The organism is Streptomyces odonnellii (assembly GCF_000981895.1).
GTDB lineage: Bacteria > Actinomycetota > Actinomycetes > Streptomycetales > Streptomycetaceae > Streptomyces > Streptomyces odonnellii.
In genome coordinates this window covers 1-22,488 of record NZ_LATD01000062.1, presented here as the reverse complement: position 1 = coordinate 22,488, position 22,488 = coordinate 1, and the positions used below count along the sequence as shown (strand labels likewise).

At 70.7% G+C, this 22,488-nt stretch carries 24 protein-coding genes; 11 read left to right on the top strand and 13 right to left on the bottom strand.

Translation table 11 applies throughout. The features are described from left to right. The first annotated feature begins 77 nt into the window (after positions 1 to 77). The gene (locus tag WH07_RS07940; protein ID WP_046497052.1) at positions 78 to 455 is read left to right on the top strand and encodes a hypothetical protein; all 378 of its coding nucleotides are present in this window, start codon (positions 78 to 80) and stop codon (positions 453 to 455) included. Positions 456 to 661: 206 nt separating this feature from the next. After that, complete coding sequence (locus tag WH07_RS07935; protein ID WP_046497050.1) at positions 662 to 1,474, top strand: COG4705 family protein; 813 nt, start codon at positions 662 to 664, stop codon at positions 1,472 to 1,474. Here the strand turns inward: WH07_RS07935 and WH07_RS07930 are convergent. The 3 genes from WH07_RS07930 to WH07_RS07920 all read right to left on the bottom strand — a co-directional run bounded on the left by WH07_RS07930 (position 1,455) and on the right by WH07_RS07920 (position 4,308). After that, positions 1,455 to 2,843 carry an ATP-binding protein gene (locus WH07_RS07930; protein ID WP_232788770.1) on the bottom strand — a complete coding sequence of 463 codons (1,389 nt, stop codon included), beginning with the start codon at positions 2,841 to 2,843 and terminating at the stop codon, positions 1,455 to 1,457. The genes WH07_RS07935 and WH07_RS07930 overlap by 20 nt on opposite strands. After that, positions 2,840 to 3,505, bottom strand: coding sequence for a response regulator transcription factor (locus WH07_RS07925; RefSeq protein ID WP_046497046.1), 666 nt, complete (start codon positions 3,503 to 3,505; stop codon positions 2,840 to 2,842). The genes WH07_RS07930 and WH07_RS07925 overlap by 4 nt, the downstream gene beginning before the upstream one ends. Positions 3,506 to 3,567: 62 nt before the next feature. Next, complete coding sequence (locus tag WH07_RS07920; RefSeq protein WP_232788769.1) at positions 3,568 to 4,308, bottom strand: SDR family NAD(P)-dependent oxidoreductase; 741 nt, start codon at positions 4,306 to 4,308, stop codon at positions 3,568 to 3,570. A gap of 80 nt (positions 4,309 to 4,388) precedes the next feature. On the opposite strand from WH07_RS07920, the gene WH07_RS07915 reads away from it, so the two are divergent. The 3 genes from WH07_RS07915 to WH07_RS41720 all read left to right on the top strand — a co-directional run bounded on the left by WH07_RS07915 (position 4,389) and on the right by WH07_RS41720 (position 6,491). Next, the gene (locus tag WH07_RS07915; RefSeq protein ID WP_046497044.1) at positions 4,389 to 4,829 is read left to right on the top strand and encodes a MerR family transcriptional regulator; all 441 of its coding nucleotides are present in this window, start codon (positions 4,389 to 4,391) and stop codon (positions 4,827 to 4,829) included. A gap of 131 nt (positions 4,830 to 4,960) precedes the next feature. After that, entirely contained in the window at positions 4,961 to 5,542 is a 582-nt protein-coding gene (locus WH07_RS07910; protein ID WP_046497040.1) for a maltokinase N-terminal cap-like domain-containing protein, read from the top strand. Between the two features lie 286 nt (positions 5,543 to 5,828). Beyond that, positions 5,829 to 6,491 carry an aromatic-ring hydroxylase C-terminal domain-containing protein gene (locus WH07_RS41720; protein ID WP_052744289.1) on the top strand — a complete coding sequence of 221 codons (663 nt, stop codon included), beginning with the start codon at positions 5,829 to 5,831 and terminating at the stop codon, positions 6,489 to 6,491. Positions 6,492 to 6,518: 27 nt separating this feature from the next. Here the strand turns inward: WH07_RS41720 and WH07_RS07900 are convergent, their stop codons facing one another. Then, the gene (locus WH07_RS07900; protein WP_157877273.1) at positions 6,519 to 6,983 is read right to left on the bottom strand and encodes a hypothetical protein; all 465 of its coding nucleotides are present in this window, start codon (positions 6,981 to 6,983) and stop codon (positions 6,519 to 6,521) included. 242 nt (positions 6,984 to 7,225) lie between these two features. Between WH07_RS07900 and merB the strand changes: the two genes are divergently transcribed. Next, on the top strand, positions 7,226 to 7,927 hold the full coding sequence (merB, locus tag WH07_RS07895; protein WP_046497034.1) for an organomercurial lyase: 702 nt from the start codon (positions 7,226 to 7,228) through the stop codon (positions 7,925 to 7,927). 96 nt (positions 7,928 to 8,023) lie between these two features. Here the strand turns inward: merB and WH07_RS07890 are convergent, their stop codons facing one another. Continuing rightward, positions 8,024 to 8,497, bottom strand: coding sequence for a rhodanese-like domain-containing protein (locus WH07_RS07890; protein ID WP_046497031.1), 474 nt, complete (start codon positions 8,495 to 8,497; stop codon positions 8,024 to 8,026). Positions 8,498 to 8,641: 144 nt separating this feature from the next. Between WH07_RS07890 and WH07_RS07885 the strand changes: the two genes are divergently transcribed. Then, entirely contained in the window at positions 8,642 to 9,088 is a 447-nt protein-coding gene (locus tag WH07_RS07885) for an Lrp/AsnC family transcriptional regulator (RefSeq protein WP_046497029.1), read from the top strand. A gap of 91 nt (positions 9,089 to 9,179) precedes the next feature. Here WH07_RS07885 and WH07_RS07880 read toward each other — a convergent pair whose 3' ends face one another. Further along, entirely contained in the window at positions 9,180 to 9,617 is a 438-nt protein-coding gene (locus WH07_RS07880) for a VOC family protein (protein ID WP_046497105.1), read from the bottom strand. A gap of 252 nt (positions 9,618 to 9,869) precedes the next feature. On the opposite strand from WH07_RS07880, the gene WH07_RS07875 reads away from it, so the two are divergent. Then, positions 9,870 to 11,282, top strand: a complete 1,413-nt coding sequence (locus WH07_RS07875; RefSeq protein ID WP_046497026.1) for an MFS transporter — start codon at positions 9,870 to 9,872, stop codon at positions 11,280 to 11,282. A gap of 61 nt (positions 11,283 to 11,343) precedes the next feature. On the opposite strand, the gene WH07_RS07870 is transcribed toward WH07_RS07875, so the two are convergent. From WH07_RS07870 to lnt, 4 genes are all read right to left on the bottom strand, one after another. Beyond that, positions 11,344 to 13,236: a helix-turn-helix domain-containing protein gene (locus WH07_RS07870; protein ID WP_079023040.1), complete on the bottom strand. Its 1,893-nt coding sequence runs from the start codon at positions 13,234 to 13,236 to the stop codon at positions 11,344 to 11,346. Positions 13,237 to 13,335: 99 nt separating this feature from the next. Then, positions 13,336 to 14,217, bottom strand: coding sequence for a 3-hydroxybutyrate dehydrogenase (locus WH07_RS07865; protein WP_079023039.1), 882 nt, complete (start codon positions 14,215 to 14,217; stop codon positions 13,336 to 13,338). A gap of 55 nt (positions 14,218 to 14,272) precedes the next feature. Next, complete coding sequence (locus WH07_RS07860; RefSeq protein WP_046497021.1) at positions 14,273 to 14,752, bottom strand: NUDIX hydrolase; 480 nt, start codon at positions 14,750 to 14,752, stop codon at positions 14,273 to 14,275. Between the two features lie 10 nt (positions 14,753 to 14,762). Beyond that, positions 14,763 to 16,391 carry an apolipoprotein N-acyltransferase gene (gene lnt, locus WH07_RS07855; protein WP_046497018.1) on the bottom strand — a complete coding sequence of 543 codons (1,629 nt, stop codon included), beginning with the start codon at positions 16,389 to 16,391 and terminating at the stop codon, positions 14,763 to 14,765. A 303-nt stretch (positions 16,392 to 16,694) separates the two neighbouring features. Between lnt and WH07_RS07850 the strand changes: the two genes are divergently transcribed. After that, positions 16,695 to 17,780 (top strand): O-antigen ligase family protein, encoded by a 1,086-nt coding sequence (locus WH07_RS07850; RefSeq protein ID WP_046497100.1) that lies wholly within the window; start codon positions 16,695 to 16,697, stop codon positions 17,778 to 17,780. Between the two features lie 96 nt (positions 17,781 to 17,876). Here the strand turns inward: WH07_RS07850 and WH07_RS07845 are convergent, their stop codons facing one another. Further along, entirely contained in the window at positions 17,877 to 18,437 is a 561-nt protein-coding gene (locus WH07_RS07845; RefSeq protein WP_046497013.1) for a hypothetical protein, read from the bottom strand. A 238-nt stretch (positions 18,438 to 18,675) separates the two neighbouring features. Further along, entirely contained in the window at positions 18,676 to 19,503 is an 828-nt protein-coding gene (locus WH07_RS07840) for a glutamate racemase (protein WP_232788767.1), read from the bottom strand. 58 nt (positions 19,504 to 19,561) lie between these two features. Between WH07_RS07840 and WH07_RS07835 the strand changes: the two genes are divergently transcribed. Then, positions 19,562 to 20,755 (top strand): glycosyltransferase, encoded by a 1,194-nt coding sequence (locus tag WH07_RS07835; protein ID WP_046497010.1) that lies wholly within the window; start codon positions 19,562 to 19,564, stop codon positions 20,753 to 20,755. Between the two features lie 8 nt (positions 20,756 to 20,763). Here WH07_RS07835 and WH07_RS07830 read toward each other — a convergent pair whose 3' ends face one another. Beyond that, positions 20,764 to 22,041 carry a TerD family protein gene (locus tag WH07_RS07830; RefSeq protein ID WP_046497006.1) on the bottom strand — a complete coding sequence of 426 codons (1,278 nt, stop codon included), beginning with the start codon at positions 22,039 to 22,041 and terminating at the stop codon, positions 20,764 to 20,766. 251 nt (positions 22,042 to 22,292) lie between these two features. Here WH07_RS07830 and WH07_RS07825 point away from each other — a divergent pair. Further along, a partial coding sequence (locus tag WH07_RS07825) for a DUF6643 family protein (protein ID WP_046497003.1) occupies positions 22,293 to 22,488 on the top strand: 196 nt, incomplete at its 3' end.

The following is a 22,488-nucleotide window of genomic DNA, read 5'->3' as shown; positions in this document are numbered from 1 at the left end:
CCCACGCACGTGGGGTGATGCGTACGCACCATGAGGGCGGGTACGCATCACCCCGCCGCCAACTACGGAGACCCGCTGTGCTGACCTCCCATTTCTCCCCCGCCGACTGGTGGATCGCCGCCTTCGTGGCGGGCATCGCGGCGGCGGTGGCGTTCCAGTCCCTGATCCTCGAGAAGAAAAACAAGTGGAAGGCGACAGTGCTCCCCCTGGGCGGCGCGCTCGGCATCGCCCTCGACTCGGCGGTGCGGGACTACGAGGGAAACACCCCGCTGGCGCTGTACACGCTGGCCATGCTCGGCCTGGCCCTGACGAGAGTCGCCTTCGCCGGCTACATAGGACGCCAGATCGAACTGGCGCGTTCCGGACAGCCCGTACAGCAGCCGACGGGCAAGCACATCACGGTCTTCGTCCTCACTCTCATGGCCATCATGCTGGCCATCGCCTTCACCCTGTGAAGAATGGATCCCGGATCCGGGACGACCGGCCCAGGGACATCAGCGCGTCTAGGGTGTCCGCGAGGCGGGCGGCGCGCCGCACGTGGCGACAGCCGAGGGACACGCGCTGACGCGGACCGCTCTCAAGGTGCGGCGGTCGCCCGGACCGGGTAGGCGTGCCCTCCGGTCAGGAAACGTTCAGGTGAACCCTGCCAGCGTGCTGCGTCATGACAGCAGACACATATCTGCCGGGCGCTTCCTCACGGCGCCGCGAGCTGATGAACAAGGTCCCCGAGGTCACCCTCTACTTCTGGGTCATCAAAGTCCTCTGCACCACGGTGGGGGAAACCGCGGCCGACCTCCTCAACGCCAATCTCGGCCTCGGGCTGACGAACACGTCCCTCATCATGAGCGCCCTGCTCGTGATCACACTCTTCTTCCAGTTCCGGGCACGCGCCTACGTGCCGGGGCTGTACTGGCTCGCAGTCGTACTGATCAGCGTGGTGGGCACGCTGGTCAGCGACAATCTCACCGACAATCTCGGCGTCCCGTTGGAGATCACCACGGCGGTCTTCGCGGTCGCCCTGGCCCTCACCTTCATCGGCTGGTACGCGAGCGAGCGCACGCTCTCCATCCACTCCATCCGCACCGGCCGGCGCGAGGGCTTCTACTGGCTGGCGATCCTGTTCACCTTCGCTCTCGGGACCGCCGCGGGCGATCTCACCGCCGAGCGGCTCGATCTCGGATACTGGCTCTCCGCCGTCGTCTTCGCCGTCCTGATCGCCGCGGTGGCCGCCGCTCACCAGGCCCTCGATCTGAACGCCGTCTGGTCGTTCTGGATCGCCTACGTCCTCACCCGCCCGCTCGGCGCGTCCCTCGGCGACTATCTGTCCCAGGCGCGTGCGGACGGTGGGCTGGGGCTCGGCACCGTGGGGACCAGCGCGCTGTTCCTGGTGGTGATCCTCGGCCTGGTCGTCTTTCTCACCCGGACCAGGCGGGATGTCGTACCGCCGGAGCCGCTCAGCCCGCGGGCAGAGTGACGGTGAACCGCGCGCCCGCGTGTCCGGCGTCGAGTGCGATGTCACCGCCGGCCGCGCGGGCGAGCCGGCGCGCGAGTGCCAGTCCGAGGCCCGCGCCGTCATGACCGTCGCCGGGCGTCGCGCGCCGGCCCGGTTCGAACAGCGAGTCCTTGAACTCCACCGGTACTCCGGACCCGTCGTCGGCGACGGTCACCCGTACCGTGCCCGTCACCGCCGCGCATTCGATCACCACGGTGTGCGCGGCATAGCGGCGGGCGTTGTCCAGCAGCGGGCTCAGGATGCGTTCGGCCAGTGCCGTGGAGACACCGGCGGTGGCCGGGCCGCCACGGACCTCGATCAGCGGCGTCCGCGGCGGCCCGTCCGTGCCACGCCGGGCCAGCTCCCGCGCGAGTGCCAGGACGTCACAGCTTCCCGGAGTCTGTCCGGTGCGTGTACGGGCCTCGGAGAGCAAGGTCTCGCAGATCCGGCCCATCGTGGCGGCGGCGCTCGCGATGGCCTCGTGCGAGGCCCGCTGCTCGTCGGCGGTACGCGGGCGCCGGGCGAGCCACTCGGTCTCCGCGGTGATCCGGGCCAGTGGAGTACGCAGCTCGTGCGAGATGTCGGCGGCCTGACGCTGTTCATGGCGCAGGACCGCGGCGAGCCGGTCCAGCAGCTCGTCGAGATTGGCCGCCAGGGAGACGAGTTCGGCGGGCCGCCCGCCCTCGCCGAACCGTTCCGCCACACCTGCCTTGCTCCACTCGGCGGCCTGCGCGCTCATGTCGCCCACGGGCCGTAGAGCCCGCCGTACGACCAGCCGGGTCAGCAGATAGACACCCCCCAGCAGCACCAGCGACAGGGCGATCGAGCCGGCCAGCGCGGAATCGGCGGTGCTGTTGTAAGGGTCGAGGCTGACGGAGGTGACGACGGTGCCCGCCTGTCCGGCGCCGCCGCCCCCGCCTCCGGTCGCCGGGAGCGCGGCGACCGGCAGTGCGTAGAACCGTGTCGCCGAGGGCGAGGTCGTCTCGGCGAACCGGGTGCCGTGTCCGGCCAGCGCGTCCGCCTGCCGCTGGAGGGCGGGCGGGACGTTCGGGGGCAGTTCGATCGCCCGGCCGCCCTCGTAGATCCACACACCCGCGTCCAGAGCCTGGTCCTCCGTCGGCTCACTGACCGCCAGTCGGCCGTCCGGCCGCGCGTCCACGGTGGCCGCCACGGCCTCGGCGCGGGTGCGCAGCACCTCGTCGGCCTGCCCGTGCAGTCTTCTGTCCAGGGCCACGTTGAACACCGTGGTCAGCACGGCTATCCACAGGACGCTGGTTGCCAGGGCGATCAGCGCCAGCCGGCCGCGCAGCGTACGCGGACCGAGGCGCTGGAGCCGGTGCTGTCCGATCACGCGAAACGGTATCCGATGCCACGGACCGTGCCGATGCTGTGCGGCGCGTCGGCCTCGCGCAGCTTCCGGCGCAGCCGGACCAGATACTGGTCCAGGGTGTTGTCGGAGACCTGGGCGCCCTCCGGCCAGCCCGCGCGCACCAGGGTCCGGCGGCGCACGGCGGCACCCGGGGCGGCCATCAGACAGGCCAGCAGCCGGAACTCGGTGGGAGTGAGCGCCACTGCCGTGCCGCGCACCTCCAGTTCATGGCGCACCGGGTCCAGCCGTACCGCACCCGTGTCGATCGCCGTACCGTCGCCCGAGCGCCGCAGCACGGCCCGGACCCGGGCCGCGAGCTCGCTGAGATGGAAGGGCTTGGCCAGATAGTCGTCGCCACCGGAGGAGAAGCCCGAGAGCCGGTCGGTCAGGGTGTCGTGCGCCGTGAGAAACACCACCGGCGCGGTCACCCCGGCGGCACGCATCGCCTGGCACACATCACGGCCGTCGGAATCGGGCAGCCCCACATCGAGCACCACGGCGTCCACCGGGCCGTCGGCGGCGCGCAGCGCGGAGGCGCCGTCGGCCGCCGTCACGACGAGGAAGTCCTCGTCGCGCAGGCCGCGGGCGATCACATCGCGCAGTCCGTGATCGTCCTCGACGATCAGCACGCGGGGAGCCGTCATTCCGCCAGTATGACCACGTACGGGCGTAGGCCGTCCACCGTCCCGGGCGGCGACGCGCGCGTTCAGGCTGTGTTCAGGTACGGTCCGGCATCCTCGGGGCGTGACCGCGACGGGCCGTCATGAGCACCGGGTAGACGCTCGGCGTCGGCACGGCCGGTGTGCAGCGCCTCGCTGTCCCACAGGTGGCGCGGCTGTGTGTGCAGATTCCAGTAGTGCTCGGCGATGTGGTCCGGATCGAAGTCGGTGCCGGAGGCGACCGGGCCGTCCACGGTGACGCTCGCCACGTGCACTCCCGAGGATCTGTACTGCTGATCGAGCAGCGCGACCAGAGTCCGGACGCCCGCCTTGCCCAGGGAGAGGCTCACGTACTGCGGCTTCGGCTCGGGCATTCCGCCCGTGACAAGAAAACTTCCGCTCCCGCGCGTCGCCATCGCCGGCGCGAGGTGTGCCGCGGCGTTGAGCGCGCCGACCACGTTGACCGCCCATGCCTCCATGTGATCGCGTACCGACAACTCACCCAGCCCGTCCGCGCGGACGAGCGCGGCATTGTAGACGGCGACGTCCGGCACACCGTGCTCGCCGATGGCCTGGTCCAGGGCCGCATCCAACTCGGCCCGGTCGGTGCTGTCAGCCTGCAACGTGACGATCGGCACACCATGGGAAGCGACCGCGTCCGCCGCGGCGCGCAGTGTCCGCTCGCTCCTGGCGATCAGCGTGATCGGCAGCCCCTCCCTGGCGAACCGACGGGCCACTGCCTGCCCGATCCCCGGTCCCGCACCAATGATCACCGCACCCGGCATCATCCGGCTCCTTCACTTCACGATCAGCGATACTGCGAGACGGTAAGGCATCACATCTATGTGAAGGTCAAGGAGAAAGCCGGATGCGAATCGGCGACCTGTCCCATGAAACCGGGGTGAGCAGGCGGCTGTTGCGCTACTACGAGGAGCAGGGCCTGCTCCGGCCGGTCCGGCTGGACAACGGATACCGTGAGTACGCCGAGGCGGACGTCGCGACGGTGAACCACATCCGAGCGCTGCTCGCCGCCGGGCTGTCCACCGCGGTCATCGCCAAGGTCGTGCACTGCCTGCACGACAGAAACGAGCTGACGGTGCCGTCCGGCTGCCCGACCTTCATCGGGGAGCTGCGGCGCGAACGCACCCGTGTCACCGAGGCAATCGCCCAACTGGAGCGTTCCCGGCGGATCCTGGACGCCGTTCTCGACACGGCGCCCCGGGACGGCGCAAATCCGTCACGCGAGACTGCCCGTACAAGCCAGGCCAGTCGCGTACCACAACACTCGACTCGCCAGCCGAAGCGCTGAGAGGCCGCGAGGACAACGGGAAGGAAAGCCTACGAGGCCACTCGCCACCTCTCAGGAAGCAAGGCCGTTTCCTATAGGTTCGATCACATCCCGTTCGAGGACGGGCCCAGACTTGCGCGTAAGGAGCTCGCATGGCCTTCATCCACCACACCACCATGACGCCCACCAAGCTGGAGTTGCTCACCGACTGGCTGCCGAAGCAGAGCTGGTACATGGGCGACGCGGAAACACCGGAACTGGTCAAGGCCGGTGGGTTCCGTTTGGACGATCCAGAGGGCGCGGTCGGGATCGAGTTCATGGTCGTGGCGGACACCGCCGCGCAGGAGCCGGTGGCGTATCTGGTACCTATGGGCTACCGCGGCGCGGCGCTGGAGGGCGTCCCCGGCGAGGCCCTGATCGGCACCTCTGAACACGGGGTGCTCGGCACCCGGTGGATCTACGACGGCGTCCACGACCCGGTGGTGATGGAGCAGTTGCACGCGCTCCTGCGCGGCGAGGCGATGCCGCAGCACCAGAGCAAGAGCGACACCCCCGACCCGAGCGTCAACGTGCACGGAATCGGCCCCGACGACGGACTTGGCGTGCAGGTCAACCGCGTCCTGCGGTCGGCTGAGGCCGCGCAGGGGCCGTCGGGACACCTCGTCGCCGGGTGGACCTGGCCGAACGGAACGGCCGCACGGGGCGTGCTCGCGGCCGTCGCGCCACGAATATAGGACGCAACGCAGGACCGCTCGCCGGGCCCGGCCGCACACGGCCCCATCGGCCGGTGGCCGCGCATGCGGCGGTCCAGGGCGGATCCGGCCGCAGAGGGGCCCCGCGGGCGAACAACCTCCCACGGTGGCCAGGCACAGAGCCCGCACCCCACCACATATGGCTACAACGTACCCATAATGGTGGGGTCACATAGAGTGCCTCGACGGGACCGTCGTGTGCGCAGGGTCGCGCTGAGCGCGCAGGCCGCCCTCACCGGTTCAGGCGCGCCGACGGGAAGACCACAACATGAGCACCGCCGCTCCCGGCCGTCCCGCCTGGTGGGCCGCGCGCCCGCAGACGCCGAGCGGCCCGCGCCGCGGCCGCCCCGCCCTCGGCTGGAAACTCGCCCAGGTCCTGGCAGGCGCACCCGACGCCCTCCTGGACACCTACGAAACCGAACGACGACCGGTCGCCGCCCACGTCCTGGGCAAATCCAGCGAGCTGTACCAGAACCTCAGCCAGCACCGCCTGTCCGGCCTCAAACGCGGCGACGAGGAACAACAGCTCACCCTGTCCTACCGCGGCGGCCCCCTCGCCGGAACCGGAACCACCCGCACCCTCATCGCGGGAGACCGCGCCCCCGACGCACCTTGCGTCACCGCGGACGGAGCACGCCGCCTGTTCGACGTCCTCAGAGGAGCCCACTTCACCCTCCTCGCCTTCGGCAACGCCCCCACCGGCCTGCCCTGGCCGGAGACCGGCGCCGGACTGCACAGCTACCGTGTGGTGCGCCGCCCGGGCAACGGGGGCGAAATCGCCGACACCAGCGGCAAACTGACCCGCACCTACGGCGTCGACGGCGACGCCTTGGTGCTGATCCGACCCGACGGCTACATCGCCGACGCCACCACCACCAAGGACGACGCCCGGTTTGCCGACGCGATACGGGCCCTGGCATCACCGTCCTGACCACCCCTCAGGTGATCCCCTGCCGTGTTACAGCGACACGCAGTTGACCGAGGCCACCGCCGCTCCGACCAACGTACTGGTGTTCTCCACCTCGACGGTGAACGAGTTGGCGGTCTGGCTGGTCTGCAGAACCTGAAGGCCGGTCTGCTGGTAGGCGCCGGAAATCGCCTCCATGTTCAAGCCGCAGGTAGCGGTCACCATGCGTGTCTGCCCCGGTTGCACGCTCACCAGCGGACTGTAGAAGGTGGTCACGGTGGGCATGGGGCCCGGCGTCGGGGTTACGGTGTGTCCCCCTGCCGTGTTCCCGTCGCCGACCTGGGTGTTGTTGCTGTTGCCGTCACCCTGGTTGAAGAGGTTGCCGTCACCGTGGTTCACGACGACGGCGACGGTCGAGGGATCGTCTCCGGTGCCCGCGGAGGCCTGGCCCGCGGTCGCACCCGTCAGGGCCACGGAGGCGGCAAGGGACAGGGCACACACGCCGATTCGTTTCACGACTTCCCTTTCTTGCTTGGAAGCGGAACGGAATGCCCCGCGGCTTGAAATGTCGCAAAGCGTCACATCGGCGACTGCGCCGACACACCGGCGTACGCCTGCACAGAGTATGCGGATCGGTCGTCGTACGGTCTCGCGGCAAGTCATGCGGGAGCCGTAGCGTGCTCGGCCGCCGCCCGGCCGCTGTGCGGCTCATGCTCCGCGTACACTCGCCGCCAGGGCGTACCGGAGGAGCGGAGAAGATGAGCGGTTCCGTCGATCCGTCGCAGGCAGCCCGTACGGAATCGGTCCGGCTCGCGGTCTACTCGCACTTCGCCCGCACCGGCGAAGCCCCCACCCCCCAGGACTTGGCCCACGTCATTGGTGCCTCCGCGGACGAGGCACGCCATGCACTGGAAGTCCTGCACGCGCGCCATGATGTGGTGCTCGACAGCCGCGACCGCGACCGGATCGTGATGGCCCACCCGTTCGCCTCGATCCCTCTCGGCTTCTCCGTCATGGGAACGAGCACGCTGTGGTGGGGCGGCTGCGCCTGGGACTCCTTCGCCGTCCCCCAGCTCGTGACCGCGGAGCCGGACGTTCTGGTCGCCACGCGCTGCCCGGCCTGCGACACCCCGCACGCATGGGTCGTGGGCCGGGAAGCTCCCCCCGAGGGCGAGCAGGTGGCCCATTTCCTTACCCCCGCTCACCGCATCTGGGACGACGTCGTCCACACCTGCGCCAACCAGCGCCTGTTCTGCTCGACCGACTGCGTCGACGCCTGGCTGCACAACACGGGACAGGAACGCGGCTACGTCATGGATCTGCCCACACTGTGGCGGCTGGCCCGGGGCTGGTACGCAGGCCGCATGGAGCGGGGATACATCCGCCGCGACCCCGTCTCCGCCGCGTCCTACTTCGCCGAGGTCGGACTGCACGGCGGCTTCTGGGGACTCCCCGACTGAACCCGCGATACCGAAGACCGGGTGGGCTGATCAGAGCCGGCAAGGGGGAGCGGCGGGCGCTGGGGCCGGCGCTGGGGCGGGCGTGCGGTGCCGGGATCAGCAGCCGCAGGTGCCCGCGACCGGGGCGGTCAGGGGGTCGGCGTCGCGACGTTCCGGGCCCTGCCAGGTCTCGTACGCGAAGCCCTCGCGCACCCAGTACTCGAACCCTCCAAGCATTTCCTTGACCTGGAAGCCGAGCTCAGCGAGGGCGAGGGCCGCACGGGTGGCACCGTTGCAGCCCGGCCCCCAGCAGTAGCTGACGACGGGCACCGACTTGTCGAGCAAGCCCTCGGCCTGCTCGGGGATGAGCGCGGTGGGCAGGTGGATCGCGCCGGGGATGTGTCCCTGGTCCCAGGACTCGGTGGAACGGGAGTCGAGAATCACAAATCCCGGGTCGGCGTCGGCCGCGAGCGCGGCGGCGACGTCGGACACGTCGGCGTACAGGCGCAGCGAGGCGCGGAAGTGGGCAGCGGCCTCGGCGGGCGTCTCGGGGGCTACGCGCAGAACGGAGTTGGGGACGGTCGTGGTCATGGAACAGGGCGCCTTTCCTGATGCCGGGCATGAGATCGAGCTGCTCTCTACGACCTCGAATCTACGGGCCGGATCCGGCACTCTGAAGGCATCATCCACTGCTCTTTATTGCTATGACCGGGGAATCCGTGCTACTTCTCAGCCATGGCCACGTTTTCCCCTGACGCCCTCGACTGGCGCATACTCGACGTCCTCCAGCGCGACGGCCGGGCCAGCTTCGCCGACCTCGCGCGCGCCGTCTCCATGTCGGCGAGCGCGGTCACCGAGCGCGTGCGCCGGCTGGAGGAGGCGGGGATCATCGACGGCTACGCGGCGGTCGTGGACCCGGAGAAGGTCGGGCTGACGATCATGGCGTTCGTGCGACTGCGCTACCCGAACAGCAACTACAAACCCTTCCACGACCTGATCGAGGCGATGCCGGAGATCCTGGAAGCCCATCACGTGACGGGCGACGACTGCTTCATCATCAAGGTCGCGACGCGTTCCATGCGCCATCTGGAAGAGGTCTCCGGTCGAATCGGCGGCCTGGGTTCCGTCACGACCAGCGTCGTGTACTCGTCTCCGCTGCCCCGGCGCCCTGTCGGCCACTGACACCCGACGATCCGCCGGAGAGGCCGGAACCCTGCGCAAGCGCCGGCCAGGTACTAACCGAATAGAACAGCCATCGTGACCCGATCGGCCCTCAGTTCTTCTTCAGCTCCTCGGCGAGCATCACAAGGATGCTGCTGGGACCGCGGACGTACGTGAGCTTGTAGATGTCCTCATAGGTCGCCACACCGCGAAGCGGAAGGCATCCGTGCTTCGCGGCTGTCTCAAGGGCTTCGTCGATGTCGTCGACTGCGAAGGCGACGCGATGCATGCCGATCTCGTTGGGACGAGTGGGCTCCGACTCGATCGCTTCCGGGTGGATGTACTCGAAGAGCTCAATGCGGCCGTGACCGTCCGGCGTCTGGAGCATCGCGATGCGGGCGTGATTGCCGTCGAGGCCGACGGCGGTGTCGGTCCACTCACCACTGACCGTGTCACGGCCGACGACCGTGAGGCCGAGGTCGGTGAAAAAGGAGATCGTTGCTTCGAGGTCACGAACGGCGATACCGACGTTCTCAAGTCTGATGGCCATGCGTTGCATGCTATCGAGCCGGGCCGACCGGGTGCTTCCGGCAGGAACGCAGCCGAGTAGGCAACCGATACGACGGCCCTCCTCGGCCACCCTGTACGCCGAGCCCCTGCCGTACGCCCCCGATGGCTGACATGGGTCCTACACGCACACCCCGGCCCCGAACTATGGTGCCCCACCACATGTGCCCTTGACGTCGGCATTCCTACGGTGTGGCGACACATACCGTCCCCATCCCGTCCGGAAGTGGTGACCATGGCTGCCTCGGCATCCGCTCCGCCAACGCCCCGCTCACTCAAGCGCATTGTCGCCGCGAGCCTCATCGGGACCACCATCGAGTGGTACGACTTCTTCTTGTACGGCTCGGCCGCCGCGCTCGTCTTCAACAAGCTCTTCTTTCCCGACTCCGATCCGCTCGTCGGGACGCTGCTGTCCTTTCTGACCTACGCGGTCGGGTTTGCCGCACGGCCCATCGGTGCGCTGGTCTTCGGGCATTACGGGGACCGGATGGGGCGCAAGAAGCTGCTCGTGCTGAGCCTGCTGATGATGGGCGGTGCGACCTTCGCGATCGGGCTGATGCCCACACATGCCACCATCGGTACGGCCGCTCCCATGCTGCTGACCGTACTGCGGCTGGTCCAGGGGTTCGCGCTCGGTGGTGAGTGGGGCGGGGCCGTGCTGCTGGTGTCGGAGCACGGGGACGCGAAGCGGCGTGGGTTCTGGGCTTCTTGGCCGCAGACCGGTGCGCCGGCCGGGCAGTTGCTCGCGACCGGGGTGCTCTCGGCGCTCACCGCGCTGCTCTCGGACGCCGCCTTCACCTCGTGGGGCTGGCGCATACCGTTCCTGCTCTCCGGTGTGCTGGTGCTGGTCGGGCTGTGGATCCGGCTCTCCGTCGACGAGTCCCCCGTCTTCAAGGCGGCGCTGGCCCAGGCCGAGCAGCGGAAGTCCGCCGCCGCGGCCGAGAAGATGCCGGTCGTCGCGGTCCTGCGGCACCACTGGCGCGATGTGCTGGTGGCGATGGGCGCGCGGATGGCGGAGAACATCAGCTACTACGTGATCACCGCCTTCATCCTGGTGTACGCGACGACCGCGGCCGAGGTGAGCAAGCAGACCGCGCTCAACGCCGTACTCATCGGCTCCGCCGTGCACTTCGCGGTGATCCCCGCCTGGGGCGCGCTGTCGGACCGGATCGGACGACGGCCGGTCTATGTGATCGGCGCTGTCGGTGTCGGGGCGTGGATGTTCCCGTTCTTCGCGCTGATCGACACCGCGAGCTTCGGCAATCTGCTGGTGGCCGTGACGGTCGGGCTGGTGCTTCACGGGGCGATGTACGCGCCGCAGGCGGCGTTCTTCTCGGAGATGTTCGCGACCCGGATGCGCTACTCGGGGGCCTCCATCGGCGCGCAGTTCGCGTCGGTGGCCGCCGGGGCGCCCGCGCCGCTCATCGCGACGGCGCTGCTCGCCGACTACGACAGCTCGACACCGATCGCCCTCTACGTCATCGCCGCCGCACTGATCACGGTCGTGGCGATCGCCTGCGCCCGGGAGACCCGGAACCGGGATCTCGCGGACGTCGACGCCGGGCCGGATTCCGCGAAGGTGCCGGCGCCGCGCGGCGCCGGAGCCGACGCCGGAACCGCGGCCTCCCTCCGTACCCCGCGCGCCTGACATCTCGGGCGCGTACCGGACGGGCCGGCCTTGTCCGCCGCTGTTGTGTGAGGCGTAGCGCTCATCGCACGACAGCGGCGGCCATCGCGTGCAGCCGCAGCGCGAGCTGGATCTCCAGGGCCCGGGCCGGTGACTGCCAGTCGGGGCCGAGCAGCCGGGCCACCCGTTCGAGCCGCTGGGCCACGGTGTTGACGTGGACGTGCAGCTCGTCCTTCGTACGGGCCGGGCTCATCCCCGACTCGAAGTAGGCCCCCAGGGTGCGGACCAGGTCCGTACCCCGGCGCCGGTCGTAGGCGACGAGGTCGCCGATGGTGCGCTGGACGAAGCCCTCGATGTCCCGGGTGTCGGCGAGCAGCAGTCCGAGGAAGCCCAGATCCTGGGCGGCCGCGCCGTCGCCGGAGCGGCCGAGCAGCCGCAGCGCGTCGAGACAGCGCCTGGCCTCCGCGTACGCCTCCGCTATCGCCCCCGGCCGGGCCGCGGGCGCCTCGACGACGGCGGAGGCGCCGATGGTGACCGGCTCGCGCAGCGCGCCGCCGAGCTGTCTGGCCGTACGGCGGGCGAGTCCGGCGGCCGTGTCGCCGGGGGCGAGCGGCAGCAGCAGAACCGTGCCCCCGTCGCGGGTGGCGGCCAGTCCCTGTCCGGTGGCGGCGAGATGGGACGCGGCGGACCAGAGCCGGCGCCGGTCGGCCGTCTCGCGTTCCGTGGTGTCCGGGGCGGGGCCGTCGATCCTGGCGGCCAGCACCACATGCGGGGCGTCGAGATCGGCGCGCAGCCGGACGGCTCGCTCACGCAGCAGCCGCGGGTCCCGGTCGGGGGCGTCGAGGAGGTCGTCCAACAGCTCGCCCCGCACCCGCTGTTCGGCCTCGCCCGCGGAACGGCGCGCGAGCAGCAGCAGTGAGGTGACCATGGCGGCCCGCTCAAGGGTGCGCTGGTCGACGGGGTCCAGCCCTGGATGGCCGCGCAGGACGAGCGCGCCGAGCAGCTCGCCCCCGGCCGAGACGGCCGCGCCCCACACCTCGCCATGGCACTTGGCGCGGCCGTCGGTGCCCGTCAGCTCCAGCGCCGTCACCGAGGCGGAGCCCGGGCCCGCGAACTCCACTGTGCCGTCCAGCACTTCGGACAGCGCGCTCGCCACGTCGTGGACACCGCCACCGCGCAGCACGAGTTCGGTCAGCCGGTCGTGCACATCCGAGGCACGCTCGATGAGCGCGCTGTGCTCCTTGATGATCTCGTTGGCCTTCTCCAGCTCCGCGAGGGCCGTACGGGTCTCCCCCAGCAGATTCGCGGTGTCGATGGCGACCGCGGCGTGCGCGGCGAACGAGGCGAGCAGCGCTATCTGTTCGCGCTCGAAGACCCGGGCATGGCGGTCGGCGGCGAAGAGCACCCCGATGACCTGGCTGCCCAGCATCAGCGGCACACCGAGGATGGCGACCAGCCCCTCGTCCTGCACACCCGAGTCGATGGTGGTGGTGTGCTGGAAGCGGGGATCGTCGATATAGCTGTCGGTGACATAGGGGCGGGCGGTCTGGGCGACCAGCCCGCCGAGCCCCTCGCCCATGCCGAGCCTGAGCTGCTGGAAGCGGGCGGAGACCGAACCGTCCGTGACACGCATATAAGTGTCGCCCTCGTCCGGGTCGTTGAGACACAGATACGCGACCTCCGTGCCCAGCAGGGAGCGGGCGCGCTGCACGATCGCGCGGAGCACGGCGTCGAGATCGCGCAGCCCGGCCAGGTCGTGCGCGGTCTCGAAGAGCGCCGACAGCTCGGCCTCCCGGCGGCGCCGCTCCGCCAGCTCGGCCCGTACGCGCAGGGCAAGCTGCTTGGCGTTCTCCAGCGCGGCGAGCGTCTCCGCCGCCGCGCCGTCGGCACGGGCGAGCAGCGCGGGCCGGTCGTATGCCTCCGCCGCGGCGCCGCGCGCGAGGAGTTCCAGGTAGGAAGCCTGTTCTTGGGACATGGACACAGGATTACCCGTCGTACGGCCGGCCGCGCCAGCCCTGTGGACAACGCAAGCGATGTGGAGAACCCGGCCGCCCGGAAGGCTCAGCCGGCTCCCTCAGTGCGCGGTCCAGCCGCCGTCGAGGGCGAGCGAGGTGCCCGTGATGAAGGACGCCTGCGGGGTGCAGAGATAGGCCACCGCCTCGGCGACCTCGTCCGGTTCCAGAAGCCGCTTCAGCGCGGAGTCCTGGAGCAGGACATCGGCCAGGACCCGTTCCTCCGGGATGTGATGGGTCTCCGCCTGGTCCGCGATCTGCTTCTCGACCAGTGGTGTACGCACATACCCCGGGTTGACGCAGTTGGAGGTGACCCCGTGCGACGCCCCTTCCAGCGCCGCGGTCTTGGAGAGCCCTTCGAGACCGTGTTTGGCGGCCACATAGGCGGACTTGAAGGCCGAGGCGCGCAGCCCGTGTACGGAGGACACATTGATGATCCGGCCCCATCCCTGGCCGTACATGTGCGGCAGCGCGCCACGGATCAGCCGGAAGGGGGCCTCCAGCATGACGGTCAGGACGGTGTGGAAGACCTCTACCGGGAAGTCCTCGATGGGGCGTACCAGTTGCAGTCCGGCGTTGTTGACGAGGACGTCCGTGCCCGCGGCGACCCGCTCCGCCGCGTCGAGGTCGGTCAGATCGAGGACGCGCGGTTCGACGGCGCCCACCAGCCCCTTGGCGTCCGTGGCCAGGCCGTCGAGCCCTTCGCCGTCCCGGTCCACGGCTCTGACCCGGGCTCCGGCCGCCGCGAGTCGCAGCGCGCAGGCCCGGCCGATCCCGCTCGCGGCGCCGGTGACCAGGGCGACACGGCCGCCGAGGTCGAGTGCGACAGGAGCGGTCGGGGCGGTGGCCGGGGAGTGATCGGAAGCGGGTCCCCCGCCGGAGGCCTCCGCGGCAGCGGACCCGAGCGGGTGGGAAACGGGACCTGATGTGGTGGGCGCGGTCATAATCCGCACCCTAAGCAGCGCCCCAGCCCCGACCGATGTGGTCAGGGCCCACACTTCACCGGGAAGGCATGGGTTCGAACCATGTGGGTTCGTCGGTCAGCGCCTGCTTGATCCGCAGCAGCGCGAAGTCCGCCAGCTCCGGCAGCCCGTCCACCGGGAACCACCCGACCTCCAGGGACTCGTCGTCATTGACCCGCGCCTCGCCGCCCACCGCCCGGCAGCGGAAGGTGATGTCCATGTACTGGCATTCGTCGCCATTGGGATAGGTGACCGGCTTGAGCGCCTGGACGAGCACGACCCGCTCCACCACACACCGCACGGCGGTCTCCTCGTACACCTCACGTACCGCCGCGCCCGCGGGCTGCTCCCCCGGCTCCGGGATCCCGCCGATGATCGACCACCGCCCGGTGTCGGCGCGGCGCCCGAGCAGCACGCGCCCGTCGTCGTCGAAGACGATCGCGCTGACACCGGGCAGCAGAAGGAGCTGGTGGCCCGCGGTGGCGCGGATCTCTCGGATGAAGTCAGGGGTTCCCATGCCCCCGACCCTAACGGGCGTCCGCCGACTGCCTGCCGGCTCGCGCGGAACCGCGTACCGAGCGGGCCGTCGCCCAGCCGAGTCCGCCCAGCGCGACAGCCGCCAGCAGCCATTCGGGCAGCGTGCCGAGCCGGGTCGCGGGCGTCAGCGAGGAGCGGAGCGGGACCTTCGCGACCAGCGCGTCCGGAGTGAACATCCCGGACTTCTGCGTGATCGTTCCGTCCGGCTGGATGATGGCGCTGACGCCGCTCGTGACGGGCACCACGACGGTCCTGCTGTGCTCGACCGCGCGCACCCGCGACATCGCGAGCTGCTGATAGGTCATCTCGCTGCGGTCGAAGGTCGCGTTGTTGCTGGGTACGGAGATGAGCTGCGCGCCGTTCGTGACGGTGTCCCGTACCGCCCAGTCGAAGGCCGCCTCGTAACACGTGGCGAGCCCGACCCGCGTGCCCGCGAGGTCGAAGACGCCCGGCTCCGTACCGCGCCCGAAGTCCCGGCGCACCATGTCCGCGTACCCGGGGCTGATCATCCGTACGAGGGAACGAAGTGGCAGATACTCGCCGAAGGGCTGGATCTGCCGCTTGTCGTAGGTAGCGGTCGGGCCGCGCTCCGGGTCCCACAGGATCTGGGTGTTGCGCAGCGGTCCGGTGTCCGGGGTGACCACGGCGCCGACGGAGATCGGTACGCCGATCGCCTTCGCGGCCTGATCGATCACGGCCCGTGCGTCGGGGTTGCGGTAGGGGTCGATGTCGGAGGAGTTCTCCGGCCACAGGACGAAATCGGGCTTCGGCTCCTTGCCGGACCTCACATCGTCGGCGAGCTGGAGGGTCCTGCTCACATGGTTGTCGAGTACGGCGCGGCGCTGGGCGTTGAATTCGAGGCCCGCCCGGGGCACATTGCCCTGGATCGCGGCGACGGTCGCGGTGCCGTCCTCGGCGGAGTCGTCCACCAGCGGCAGTGCGGCGAGCGCGGCCAGGACGGGTACGAGGACGGTGAGGGCCGCGACGGACGCCGCACGGCGCGGGAACGTTCCGGCCGTACGGTACGCGAGGACCTGCCGCACCGCCTCGTACAGGCCGAGGCCGCACAGGACGACGGCGAAACCGAGCACCGGAGTGCCGCCGACCGCGGCCAGCGGCAGGAACACGCTGTCGGCCTGGCCGAAGGCGATCTTGCCCCAGGGGAAACCGCCGAACGGCACCCGGGCCCGGACCGCCTCGCCCAGGATCCACACCGCCGCGGCCCAGACCGGCCATACCGGCAGCCGCGACACGGCCGCGATCCCCATACCGGTGAAAGCGATGAAGAGCGCCTCGATCGCGACCAGCGCGAGCCATGGTCCGGGGCCGACCTCGGCGCCCGTCCAGACCAGGAGCGGCAGCAGAAAGCCCAGGCCCGCCAGATAGCCGAGACCGAAGGCGGCGCGCAGCCTGCGGCCGTACAGGCTCCAGCCCAGCAGGGCGAAGCCTGGCAGCGCCAGCCACCACAAGGTGCGGGGCGGGAAACTCGCGTACAGCACGACGCCGGACAGCGCGGCGGCGCCCGGCCAGATGAACCGTCGCAGCAGCCCGGACAGCCCTCGGCCCGCCGGGGCCGGGGCGGACGGGGTCGGCCCGGCGGTGGTGATGGTGGCGCTCACCCGGCGGAGTCTACGGTGGGCCGCCGTCGCGGGGGAGCACGGGCGCATGTAAGGGGAGCACGGGCGTGTGTAAGGAGTAGGGGCACCAGTCAGTACGGGCCACGGAGTCCAGGGGGACCGACAGTACGCGCGGTGCGCACGTCGTTGTGACGGTCGGCGCATGCGATCAACACGTACGGTGACGTTCCTTCGCAATCCCTCCACACATCGCCACCACTGCCGTTAGCGTGTGCGCCAGTCCTTGTCGCATGGCCGGATCCGGCGGTTGTGGGCGGGGCCCGTCAGAGTTCGGGGGGCGACGGGATGACCGCACCGGCGGAACCGCCGTTGGAACGATCAGTCGTGCGCGAACGCGGCAGCGCTCCCGACGTCCTCGGCGCCGCGGTCCTCGGCGGCTGCGCGTTGTGGGCGCTGATCAGCGCGGCGGGCAACGGCGGCAGGCCCGAGGGTGTCCTGCTCGCGGTGCTCGCCGTCACGGCCGGTTACGCCTGCGGCCGGATCAGCGGGTCCCTCGTACCGGTCGGGGCCGCCTCCGTGACGGCCGTCGCCGGGCTCGCGGCGGCGATCGCATCAGGCCATGAGGGGTTCGGCATGGCCCTCTCCGTGGGCACACCGCCCGGGGATGTGGGCGCGGTCGCCGGGCTGCTGGTGCTGGCGGCGGGGGCGGCCTGCTGCGCGGCGCCGGCGGCCCGGCCCCCGGCCGTGCGGCTGGCGCTGTGGCTGCTCGCGCTGACGATCACGGGAGCCGCGCTGCTCTTCGGGTCGATCGCGGGGTTCATCGCGGTGCTCGGGGTGGTGCTGTGCTCGCTGGCGGCGGCCAGGACGCGGCGGCGGGCGGCCGGTCTCGCCGGGCTGGCGCTGGTCACGGCGCTGGTGGTGGGTATGTCGTGGGCGGTGGCCGAGCAGGCGCTGCCCGAGGGGCTCTCGGTGTCGATCGAGGGGCAGCTCACCCAGTACCGGGTGGCGCTCTGGCAGGACGCGGCCGAGCTGGCGGAGGAGCGTCCGCTGCTGGGCTCGGGGCCCGACCGTTTCGGCGATCTCAGTCCGACCGCGACCCGTGCGCTGGACAGCGACGGCACTCCGCACTCGGCACCGCTCCAGCAGGCGGCGGAGCAGGGCGTCGTGGGAGTCGTGCTGCTCGGCGCGGTGTACGGCTGGCTGATGTACGGGCTGGCCCGCTCGGCGTGCTCGACGCCGGTGGCCCTGACGGCCGGGGCGGCGCTGACGGCACTCGCCGCCGTGGCGACCGTGGGCAACGCGCTGAGCTTCACCTCGGTGACGGCGGGCGCGGGGCTGCTGGCGGGCCTGGCCACGGCACGGCCGGAGACAAAGCCCGGCACCGGTCCCGACGGCCCGGGCGGGGGTCACGCCCGTACGACACCGGCCTGACGCGGACGACGCAACGCGCGGACGACGTAGAACACAGCCGACGTAAACAAGGTCCACGCGAAACCCAGCCGCCGCGCAGAACAAGACGGACAGGTCTCAGATACCCGCCGCGTTGGGCTTCGGCGCGAGTTGCAGACGGCTGCGGATGAACCGCACCGCCGACTCGGCGTCGTCCACCGTCACCGTGAAGATCCTGCCGTCGCCCAGCTTGAGCACCAGGGCCTCGCCGCGGCGCACCACCACGGCCGTACCTCTCTCGGGCCGCCAGCGGTATCCCCAGCCGCCCCACTGGCGCGGCGTGACCCGTGGCTCGAAGGCGGCGTCCACCACATGGGCGAGCAGAATGCGGCGGCGCGGCAGTCCCATATGGCCGCAGCGCACTTCCAGGCAGTCGCCCTCGACCCTGACCGCGACGTGCACGAACGCGAGCGTCCCGAACAGGACGAGCAGTCCCGCCGTCACACAGCCGACGACCGCCATCAGCAGCGCGGCGAAGCCGGAGGACCAGGAGAATTCCACGGCCAGCAGAACACCGAGCGCGATGCACGCGGCGCCCGCGGCGGCGAGGAGCCACTGCACACGGTTGGTGGCGCGGCCCGTCCAGGTGTCGGGCAAGGGCTCAGCGGCGTCGCCCTCATGCCGGGGATGCTCCCTCATGTCTTGCAGACTACCCAGGTTCCGCCGGGCCGGTAGCCCCTCGGCGAGCTGATGCCGCGTTACTCCAGGGGCACTCCCCGACCGCTCCCCGCGTACTCCGAACGTGGCCGCCCGTGTGTCCCGTCTGCCGTCCGAGCGCCTGCGCGCACCTTCGGCACGCCCGCGACGGACGTCCAGCAGGCGCTCCGGACGTACCCCGGACGCGCCCGTGAAGATGCTCCGTTCAGGTCAGCCCGGGTCAGCGCACCTGGCTGACGGCGGCGAGGAGCCGCCCTTCCGCATAGGCGAGCGCGGCCTCGGGCAGTACGCCCTCCCGGCCGCTGAGCAGTACGGTGAGCCGTCCGCCGGACGGACCCGTCGGCGTGACCGATGTCACCGGCCCCCGTCCGCCGCCCGCCCCGTCGGCGACGACCGCTCCCACCCTCCGCAGCGCCTGCGCGGCGACCGCGTCCGCCGAGCCGTACAGCACGACCGCGGGCAGCCCCGGCCGCTGGAGGGCCGTACGAATGCGTTCCTCGACCAGTTCGTAGTGGGTGCAGCCCAGGACGACGGCCCGAGCGTCGCGCGGTGTGAGCGCCGCCGCCGCGGCCACCGCGCGGTCGATCGCCGCCTCGTCCGCGGCGTCCACCGCGTCCGCCAGCCCCGGGCAGGGCACCTCGGTGACGTCCACCGCCGGGGCGAAGTCGCGGATCAGCCCGTGCTGGTACGGGCTCCCGGTGGTGGCCGGGGTGGCCCAGATCGCGAGGGGCCCGCCGCCGGCCGCGGCCGGTTTGATCGCCGGGACCGTACCGATGACCGGCAGCGCCGGCTCCAGTTCGGCGCGGAGTGTCGGCAGGGCGTGCACGGAGGCAGTGTTGCAGGCCACGATCAGCGCGTCGGGCCGGTGCTCCGCGGCGGCACGGGCGACGGCGAGGGCCCGCTCGGTGACGTCCTCCGGCGAGCGCGGGCCCCAGGGCATTCCGTCGGGGTCGCAGGAGAGGACGAGATCTGCCTCGGGGCACCGTCCGCGTACCGCGTCGGCCGCCGCCAGCAGGCCGATGCCCGAGTCCATGAGCGCGATCTTCACTCGGTCACCATAGTCGACCGCGTGTGCGGTCCCGGCGATGTGGGGCAGACTGCGGCGGATGAGTGCCGTTGCCTGGATCGCCATGGGTTCGCTGGCCGCGTGGGGCTGGCTGTTGCTGGGTCAGGGGTTCTTCTGGCGTACGGATCAGCGGCTCCCCGCGCACGAGGAGTACCACGTGCCGGAAGGGCCCGCCGCCTGCTGGCCGTCCGTCGCCGTCGTCGTACCGGCCAGGGACGAGGCGGCCGTGCTGCCCGCGAGCCTGCCGTCCCTGCTGGCGCAGGTCTATCCCGGCGAGGCCGAGGTGTTCCTGATCGACGACGGCAGCCAGGACGGTACGGGCGGACTCGCCCGCGAACTGTCCGCGCGCCACGGCGGGCTGCCGCTGACTGTCGCCTCGCCCGGCGAACCCGGGCCCGGCTGGACCGGAAAGCTGTGGGCGCTGCGCCATGGCATCGCACTGGCCCGCGAGCACGACCCCGAGTATCTGCTGCTGACGGACGCCGACATCGCCCATGAGCCGGACAGCCTGCGGGAGCTGGTGGCCGCCGCCCGCGCGCATGAACTCGATCTGGTCTCGCAGATGGCGCGGCTACGGGTGGTGAGCCTGTGGGAGAAGCTCGTCGTACCGGCGTTCGTCTACTTCTTCGCGCAGCTCTATCCGTTCCGCTGGATCAACCGCCCCGGCGGGCGCACGGCCGCCGCGGCCGGCGGCTGTGTCCTCCTCCGTACGGACGCCGCCGTGCGGGCACGGATTCCCGACTCGATCCATCAGGCCGTGATCGACGATGTGTCACTTGCGCGCGCCATACGGCGTGATGGTGGCCGGATCTGGCTCGGGCTCGCGGAACGGGTGGACAGTGTGCGTCCGTATCCACGGCTCGCGGACCTCTGGCGGATGGTCTCGCGCAGCGCCTACGCACAGCTCAGGCACAATCCGCTGGTGCTCGCCGGTACGGTGGCCGGGCTCGCGGTGATTTATCTGGCGCCGCCGCTCGCCCTGGGCGTGGGGGTGTCCGCCGGGGACACGGCCGCCGGGTGGCTGGGGTTCGCCGCGTGGGCGGTGATGACGGCGACGTACATCCCCATGCTGCGGTACTACCGGCAGACGCTCGCGCTGGCTCCGCTCCTGCCGTTGACGGCGTCGCTCTATCTGCTGATGACGGTCGACTCCGCCGTGCAGCACTACCGGGGCCGCGGCGCGGCCTGGAAGGGGCGTACGTACACCCGCCCCCGGGCCACGCCGGACCGCTGACGGACGGATCACTTCCTGCCGGGCGTCCAGTTCATGCCCCAGCCATAGGCGTAATCGATGGTCCGCTGCGGACTCACTCCGCGTTCCGGTACGAGAAAGCGCGCTTCGCGCTGGACGACGAGGTCCGAGCCGGTATTGGTGATCAGCGCGAGTGAGCAGACCGTCGAGGGCACGGTGCATTCGCCGAGTGAGAACTCGATCGGCGCGCCGTGCTGTGGCTGGAGGGTCACCGTCGCGTCGAGATCCGCGAAACTGCGCGCGCCTTCATAGATCGTCACGAAGATGACGATCCTGCGCAGCCGGTCCTTGTGGTCGAGGTTGATGGTGAGGTTCTCGCCGGTGTCGAGACCGCCCGTGCGGTCGTCGCCGTCGAGATGGATGTACGGCGGCTGGTTGAGCGCGCCGAAGGCATTGCCGAGCGCCTGGACGACGCCTTTGCGGCCGTCGCTGAGTTCATAGAGAGCGCACAGGTCGAGATCGAGATCGCCGTGCATGGCGACGGCCCGGCCGAGTTTGGCTCCCCAGCCCTTGAACTGTTTGCGCACCTGCCAGTTGAGGTTCACACGCATCGCGCCGGAACTGCCGCCCTGCTTGCTGAGGGAGACGGTCGGGGCCTCCTTGGTCAGGGTGACTTTGCTGAGCCGTACGGGTGCCGGGGCGGGCGCCGGAGCGGGCGCGGGTACCGGAGGAGCCGGCGGCGCGGCCGTACGGGCGGGCGCGGGCTGTGCGGCACGAGTGGGCGCGGGTGCCGCGCTCTGCTGCGGTTCGTCGACCGAGATTCCGAAATCCCTGGCCAGGCCCGCGAGTCCGCTGTCGTACCCCTGCCCCACGGCACGGAACTTCCAGCTCCCCTGCCGCCGGTACAGCTCGCCCAGGACGAACGCCGTCTCCACGGTCGCGTCCTGGCTGTCGTACCGCGCGATCTCGGTGCCCGCCACTGCGTCCAGCACCCGTACGTGGAGCCCCGGCACCCGGCCGAAGTTGCCGCCGTCGGCCGACGCCGCCAGAACGATCCGCTCGACCGAGGGCTCCACACGTGCGAGATCGACCGTGACGGTGTCGGTCACACCGTCTCCCGCGGTCTTCTTGTTCTCGTGCCGTACCGCGCCCGACGCGTGCTCCGGCTGGTTGTAGAAGACGAAGTCCGCGTCCGAGCGCACCTTCCCCGAGACGAGCAGGAGCGCGGACGCGTCGACGTCCGGTACGCCGGGTCCTGAACGCCATCCCAATTCGACCCGGACGGCGGGTACCGGTACCGGAAGATTGGCTCCCTTAAGCATGGACATGCTCGCCCCCATCGCGCGTCGGGTTGTCCGAAGATTTTGTGCCGCCAAACCTAATGGCAGGAACGTGGTTCGGACCCCGCGAGACCCGCCGTAACCCCCTGCTAGCTTGCCCTTTACACGATCCGAACACTGTCGGACGACCGTTTTTCCCAAGTTCGCTCGCATTGGGGATCCGAAGCCGCCCACAGCTCCCGAAACAACCCCCTTATCCGACTCCCCAACCGGCACATCGTGGGCTTAACTTATGTTCCATGACCTCCCCCCGCGCCACCTACGGCGGCGGTTACTACACCGCGCCGTCGTTCCCGGACACCCCTATCTACGACTCCTTGGTCGCGGAGCGGGGCACGCCTCAGATCGCCCCGATCAGAGTGCCTTCGGCCTACGACACGGGCAACAGCTATCTGCCGGCTCTGCCCTCAGCGCTGCCCGCCCTCCCCGCGGGGC

What these genes read in the sequence shown, in the direction of transcription:
- WH07_RS07935 (WP_046497050.1), top strand. Translation starts at nt 662, where the DNA reads ATGACAGCAGACACATATCTGCCGGGCGCTTCCTCACGGCGCCGCGAG.
- WH07_RS07925 (WP_046497046.1), bottom strand. Translation starts at nt 3,505, where the DNA reads ATGACGGCTCCCCGCGTGCTGATCGTCGAGGACGATCACGGACTGCGC.
- WH07_RS07920 (WP_232788769.1), bottom strand. Translation starts at nt 4,308, where the DNA reads ATGATGCCGGGTGCGGTGATCATTGGTGCGGGACCGGGGATCGGGCAG.
- WH07_RS07915 (WP_046497044.1), top strand. Translation starts at nt 4,389, where the DNA reads ATGCGAATCGGCGACCTGTCCCATGAAACCGGGGTGAGCAGGCGGCTG.
- WH07_RS07910 (WP_046497040.1), top strand. Translation starts at nt 4,961, where the DNA reads ATGGCCTTCATCCACCACACCACCATGACGCCCACCAAGCTGGAGTTG.
- WH07_RS41720 (WP_052744289.1), top strand. Translation starts at nt 5,829, where the DNA reads ATGAGCACCGCCGCTCCCGGCCGTCCCGCCTGGTGGGCCGCGCGCCCG.
- merB (WP_046497034.1), top strand. Translation starts at nt 7,226, where the DNA reads ATGAGCGGTTCCGTCGATCCGTCGCAGGCAGCCCGTACGGAATCGGTC.
- WH07_RS07890 (WP_046497031.1), bottom strand. Translation starts at nt 8,497, where the DNA reads ATGACCACGACCGTCCCCAACTCCGTTCTGCGCGTAGCCCCCGAGACG.
- WH07_RS07885 (WP_046497029.1), top strand. Translation starts at nt 8,642, where the DNA reads ATGGCCACGTTTTCCCCTGACGCCCTCGACTGGCGCATACTCGACGTC.
- WH07_RS07880 (WP_046497105.1), bottom strand. Translation starts at nt 9,617, where the DNA reads ATGGCCATCAGACTTGAGAACGTCGGTATCGCCGTTCGTGACCTCGAA.
- WH07_RS07875 (WP_046497026.1), top strand. Translation starts at nt 9,870, where the DNA reads ATGGCTGCCTCGGCATCCGCTCCGCCAACGCCCCGCTCACTCAAGCGC.
- WH07_RS07870 (WP_079023040.1), bottom strand. Translation starts at nt 13,236, where the DNA reads ATGTCCCAAGAACAGGCTTCCTACCTGGAACTCCTCGCGCGCGGCGCC.
- WH07_RS07865 (WP_079023039.1), bottom strand. Translation starts at nt 14,217, where the DNA reads ATGACCGCGCCCACCACATCAGGTCCCGTTTCCCACCCGCTCGGGTCC.
- WH07_RS07860 (WP_046497021.1), bottom strand. Translation starts at nt 14,752, where the DNA reads ATGGGAACCCCTGACTTCATCCGAGAGATCCGCGCCACCGCGGGCCAC.
- WH07_RS07850 (WP_046497100.1), top strand. Translation starts at nt 16,695, where the DNA reads ATGACCGCACCGGCGGAACCGCCGTTGGAACGATCAGTCGTGCGCGAA.
- WH07_RS07845 (WP_046497013.1), bottom strand. Translation starts at nt 18,437, where the DNA reads ATGAGGGAGCATCCCCGGCATGAGGGCGACGCCGCTGAGCCCTTGCCC.
- WH07_RS07835 (WP_046497010.1), top strand. Translation starts at nt 19,562, where the DNA reads ATGAGTGCCGTTGCCTGGATCGCCATGGGTTCGCTGGCCGCGTGGGGC.
- WH07_RS07830 (WP_046497006.1), bottom strand. Translation starts at nt 22,041, where the DNA reads ATGTCCATGCTTAAGGGAGCCAATCTTCCGGTACCGGTACCCGCCGTC.